Below are 3970 nucleotides of genomic sequence, written 5' to 3' on the forward strand. Positions count from 1 at the left end.
GTTCGACGCAGCGGTCCGAGCCGGCGCCCGACCCGCCGGCTCGTGGGCGTTCGAGGCCCTCCGCGCGGTGGAGACGGACCCGCTCCGGGCCCGCCTCGGCGTGGACACTGACGTCAAGACCATCCCCCACGAGATCCCCACGTGGATCGGCGAGGTGGCGCAGCGCGGCGCGGTCCACCTGGACAAGGGGTGCTACCGGGGCCAGGAGACGGTCTCCCGCGTCCACAACCTCGGCAAGTCCCCCCGGGTCCTCGTACGACTGCACCTCGACGGCTCCGGCGGCGACCAGGCGCTCGCCCCCGGCGCCGAGGTCCTCGCCGGTGGCCGCACCGTCGGTCACGTGGGGACCGTCGTCCAACACCACGAGTACGGGCCGGTGGCGCTCGCCCTGATCAAGAGATCGGTGGCCCCGGACACCGTTCTCGAGGTGGACGGTGTCTCCGCCGCCATCGACGCCGACTCCGTCCCGCACGACTCCGGTCCGCAGGCCGGACGCGAGGCGATCCGCAGGCTGCGCGGCCAGCCCTAGGCGCCGGAGGTGGCCCTCACGACACCCGGGCGGACATTCCGCGCCGGGCACGCTATCCTGTGGACAGGCAGATACTCACATTGATGGGCACCCCCGAGGTGGCCCAGCACCGTTTCCGAGGGGGTCAGGTCAATGGGCCGAGGCCGCGCGAAGGCGAAGCAGACCAAGGTCGCTCGCGAACTCAAGTACAACACTCCACAGACGGACCTGGAACGTCTCCAAGCGGAGTTGGCGGGTGGTGGCTCGCCCACCACGCGACTCGACACCGAGCGGCCCAGTACCGACGAGGACGACGACCCGTACGGGTCGTGGTCCGACGGCGACAGCAGGTTCTGATCGCGCTCCCCGACTAGCACCTACACGTGGGCCGGGCATCCTCGCTGGATGCCCGGCCCACGTGTGTGCGGCGGAGTGCGCCGATCGACTAGAACCGCGCGTGCGATCCCTCGAGGACGACGCGCGGACCGTCCGCCGCGACCTCCCCGGCCTTGTCCACGTGACCGATCACCCAGTTGTCCACGTGCCGGGCCGTGAGCACCGCCTGGGCGCGGTCCACGTCCTCGGCCGGGAGGACGGCGATCATGCCGACCCCCATGTTGAACGTGCGCTCCATCTCGGCCTGTTCGACACGGCCGTGGTGGGCGATCGTGCCGAACACGGCGGGCACGGGCCACCGACCGCGGTCGAGACGTGCGACCAGTCCGCGCGGCATGACCCGCGCGAGATTCTCCGCCAGGCCGCCACCGGTGACGTGGCTGAACACCCGGACGTCGGTCTCGGCGATCAGGCTCAGACAGTCCAGGGCGTAGATGCGGGTGGGCTCGAGGAGCTCCTCGCCCAGTGTCCGACCGAACTCCTCCACGTGCCCCTCCAGAGGGAGGCGGGCGAGCTCCAGCAGCACGTGTCGGGCCAGCGAGTACCCGTTGGAATGCAGGCCCGAGGACGCCATTCCCACGATCACGTCGCCGGGGCGGACGTTCTCCGCCTTGAGGACCTCGTCGGCCTCGACGATCCCGACCCCCGTGCCCGAGATGTCGTACTCGCCAGGGGCCATCAGCCCGGGGTGCTCGGCGGTCTCCCCGCCCAGCAGGGCGCAACCGGCCCGGACGCAGCCCTCGGCGATCCCCTCGACGATGGCGGCCACGTGCTCCGGCACGACCTTGCCGATCGCGATGTAGTCCTGGAGGAACAGCGGCTCGGCCCCGCACACCACCAGGTCGTCCACCACCATGGCCACGAGGTCGATACCGACCGTGTTGTGGACGTCCATGGCCTGCGCCACCGCGATCTTGGTCCCTACGCCGTCCGTCGACGAGGCCAGCAGCGGCTGACGGTAGGAGTTCCTCAGGGAGAACAGCCCGGCAAAGCCCCCGAGTCCACCCATCACCTCCGGACGGGTCGCGCGCTTGGCGTGGGGCGCGAAGAGCTCGACGGCGCGCTCGCCGGCGTCGATGTCGACTCCGGCGGCCGCGTACGAGGCGCCGCTCGCGGGGTGGGGGTTCTCGGTCATCTTCGATTCTCCTCATCGGCGCCCGTGGTCGGGCGCCAGGTCAGGGTCGGCGGACGGCGTCCGCGTTGTCGTGCAGAACCAGGTGCCGGTCGGGGGTCTCCCCGTCGACCTGGGCGGCCAGTGCCAGCACGGCCGCGCTCATCGGCGAGTCGTCCGGGAGCGGGATCGGGTAGTGGCCGTCGAAGCACGCGGCGCACAGTTCGTCCTGGGGCTGCGCCGTGGCCTCGATCATCCCGTCCACCGAGATGTACCCGAGGGTGTCCGCCCCGATCGCCCGGCGGACGCCCTCGAGCATCCCGTCGGTGGCGTCGACACCGTTGGCGATCAGTTCGGCGGGGCTGGCGAAGTCGATGCCGTAGAAGCACGGCCAGCGGACCGGCGGGGAGGCGATGCGGACGTGCACCTCGAGGGCACCCGCCTCCCGCAGCATCCGGATCAGGGCCCGTTGGGTGTTGCCGCGGACGATCGAGTCGTCCACCACCACCAACTTCTTTCCCTGGATGACCTCACGCAGCGGGTTGAGCTTGAGGCGGATGCCGAGCTGGCGAATGGTCTGGCTGGGCTGGATGAACGTGCGCCCGACGTAGGCGTTCTTGGTCAGGCCCTGGGCGAACGGGATGCCCGAACCCTGGGCGTAACCGACGGCCGCCGGGGTCCCCGACTCCGGAACGGGGATCACCAGGTCTCCGTCGGCGGGGTGTTCCAGCGCCAGTTTGCGGCCGATCTCCACGCGGGTCGAGTTGACCGAGCGCCGGTTGATCACCGAATCGGGACGCGCCAGGTAGACGTACTCGAAGACACAGGTCTTGGGGGTCGGCTCGGCGAGCTTGCGCGACCGGACGCCGTCGGCGTCGATCGCGATGAGCTCACCGGGCTCGATGTCGCGGACGAACGACGCGCCGACGATGTCGAGCGCCGACGTCTCGGAGGAGACCACCCAACCGCGTTCGAGACGACCGAGCGCGAGCGGGCGGACGCCGTGCGGGTCGCGAGCGGCGTACAGGGTGTTCTCGTCGGAGAAGGTGAGGCAGTAGGCACCGCGCAGGCGCGGCAACAACCGGGCCGCGGCCTCCTCGAGACCGCCCTCCCCCGCCTCGTGCGCGAGGAGCGTGGAGACGATGTCCGAGTCCGAGTGGGTGCTGCCCTCGGTGTACCCGCGGATCCCCAGTGTGGTGGCGTACCGCTTGAGTTCCTGGGTGTTGACGAGGTTGCCGTTGTGGCCCAGCACCACGGACCCGCCGGCGGTGGTGGGCCTGAACATGGGCTGCGCGTTGTCCCAGGACGCGGCGCCGGTCGTGGAGTACCGGCAGTGACCGATGGCCACGTGTCCGCTCATCGACTCGAGGGTCTTCTCGTCGAAGACCTGGCTCACCAGGCCGAGGTCCTTGTAGACCAGCACCTGCTCGCCGTCCGCGACCGCGATACCGGCGGCCTCCTGGCCACGGTGCTGCAGCGCGTACAGGCCGTAGTAGGTGAGCTTGGCGACGTCCTCGCCCGGAGCCCAGACACCGAAGACGCCGCACTCCTCGACCGGACCGATGCGCTCGGTGTCGATCGGCAGGCCGGTCGGGCCGGGAGCGGACGGGTCGGGCAGACCCAGACCGACGGCGCGGCCACTGGTGCGGCGGAGTGCTCCGGACGGGGCCGGACGTGACGACGTGCTCTCCACCTGGTGGTGCTCCCTCATGTTTCGGGGCGGTCCGCCCGGACGGACCCCGGCGGTGCGGTTCGAGTGTACGTTCCCCGACCCCCGTGACCCCAGTCCCGTGTCCCCGTCCCGCGGGTGGGCCCCTTCTCATGCGCAGCTCGTCCGGACCCGCCCGGGTCGCCGAACGCTCAGCCGAGACGCACCACCGGCAGCCCCGCCGCGACCTCACCGGCCCGGGTCCCCGATGCCCGGACCCTCCCCGCGGTCACCGCGGACTCCCAGC

The 3970-nt window shown here is 71.1% G+C and carries 3 protein-coding genes and 1 pseudogene; 2 read left to right on the top strand and 2 right to left on the bottom strand.

Annotation, left to right across the window (positions count from 1 at the left end; translation table 11 throughout):
* Positions 1–529: pseudogene (locus G6020_RS07830) on the top strand (folate-binding protein); the annotation flags it as partial.
* A gap of 132 nt (positions 530–661) precedes the next feature.
* Positions 662–865: a DUF3073 domain-containing protein gene (locus G6020_RS07835; protein ID WP_182610239.1), complete on the top strand. Its 204-nt coding sequence runs from the start codon at positions 662–664 to the stop codon at positions 863–865.
* Between the two features lie 88 nt (positions 866–953).
* Here G6020_RS07835 and purM read toward each other — a convergent pair whose 3' ends face one another.
* Together purM and purF are read right to left on the bottom strand one after the other, a co-directional pair.
* Positions 954–2039, bottom strand: coding sequence for a phosphoribosylformylglycinamidine cyclo-ligase (gene purM, locus G6020_RS07840; protein ID WP_182610240.1), 1086 nt, complete (start codon positions 2037–2039; stop codon positions 954–956).
* 40 nt (positions 2040–2079) lie between these two features.
* Positions 2080–3726 (bottom strand): amidophosphoribosyltransferase, encoded by a 1647-nt coding sequence (purF, locus tag G6020_RS07845; RefSeq protein ID WP_182610241.1) that lies wholly within the window; start codon positions 3724–3726, stop codon positions 2080–2082.
* Positions 3727–3970 lie beyond the last annotated feature (244 nt).

The sequence above is a fragment of the Dietzia sp. B19 genome (genome assembly GCF_014145155.1).
Lineage (GTDB): Bacteria > Actinomycetota > Actinomycetes > Mycobacteriales > Mycobacteriaceae > Dietzia > Dietzia natronolimnaea.

What these genes read in the sequence shown, in the direction of transcription:
- G6020_RS07835 (WP_182610239.1), top strand. Translation starts at nt 662, where the DNA reads ATGGGCCGAGGCCGCGCGAAGGCGAAGCAGACCAAGGTCGCTCGCGAA.
- purM (WP_182610240.1), bottom strand. Translation starts at nt 2,039, where the DNA reads ATGACCGAGAACCCCCACCCCGCGAGCGGCGCCTCGTACGCGGCCGCC.
- purF (WP_182610241.1), bottom strand. Translation starts at nt 3,726, where the DNA reads ATGAGGGAGCACCACCAGGTGGAGAGCACGTCGTCACGTCCGGCCCCG.